Below are 1,048 nucleotides of genomic sequence, written 5' to 3' on the forward strand. Positions count from 1 at the left end.
TTCCATCCGTGACCAAATTGCCGACCTGGGTGGAACCCGTTGCGACTGTGGTGGGCGTCTTCGCGTTCGAGAACGTGATCGTCTTGCCGTCCACGTTCAGCGTCGATCCGTCCTGGATCAGGGTCCCGAGCGTGGCCGAAGTAGTCGAACGCGCCTGGGTGACGGTGACCTGGCCGCTGCCGGCCGCGCCCGTCAGGCCGAGCGCCTTGATAAGGTCGGACCGGCCGGTGATGCTGAGGTCAGCGCCGGTACCCGTGTTCAGGGTGACCTTGCCGCCGGCGATGGCGTTCGCCGTTGCGCCGCCGCTCAGGGTAGCAGCGCCGCTGGCGATCGAGACCGTCTGAGCTCCGCTGGCAATGTCGATGGCATTCAGCAGGTCCTGCGCAGTACCCGTCGCGGCCGTAGCGCCGAGGTACACGATCGAGTTGCCGTTACCGTCCGTGAGGATATTACCGTTGGTGCCGGATCCCGACGGGATATTGGCGCCGGTCGGAACGTCCGCGGCCTTGAAAGTGATCGTGTGGCCATCGACGGTCAGCGTTTCACCATCGGTCGGTGCCGCGTTGGCAGCGATGGTCGTCGCGCCGGCGGTACCGGCCAGCTTCAAGCCGCCTGTGAAGGCGGTCGTACCGTCGCCAGCGACTGCAGCCGAGCCGGTGAGCGCAGCGGAGACACCACCGAGCGTGGTCGTTCCGGTCGCAACGGTCGCACCGCCGGTAGCGCCGGAGAACAGCACGTTGGAGAGCGCGGTCGTGCTGGTGTAGCTCGTGGTGCCGCGCAGGTCGGACGCCGTGGCACCGGCGATCGTGGTCGAGACGTTCGACTTGGTCGAATAGCCGACGGTGGTCTGGAGCGCCTGGTTGGCGATCGACTTCGCGGAGTCCAGCAGCTTCGACAGCGAGGTGATGCCGGTGTTGGCGGCCTGGAGCACCTGCACGCCGTTGGCGATGCCATCGAGCAGGTTGTTGATGTCGCTGGCGCGGTTGTCGAGCGACTGCGCCGTGAAGAAGTTGGTGGGGTTGTCGAGCGCCGAGTTCACCTTCTTGCC

The 1,048-nt window shown here is 66.3% G+C and carries 1 protein-coding gene; it reads right to left on the bottom strand.

The window, feature by feature from the left end:
- The coding region (locus tag B5V03_RS32605) for a DUF1522 domain-containing protein (protein ID WP_129274500.1) at positions 1-1,048 on the bottom strand (1,048 nt) is incomplete at both ends.

The sequence above is a fragment of the Bradyrhizobium betae genome (assembly GCF_004123905.1).
GTDB classification, from domain to species: Bacteria; Pseudomonadota; Alphaproteobacteria; order Rhizobiales; family Xanthobacteraceae; genus Bradyrhizobium; species Bradyrhizobium betae_A.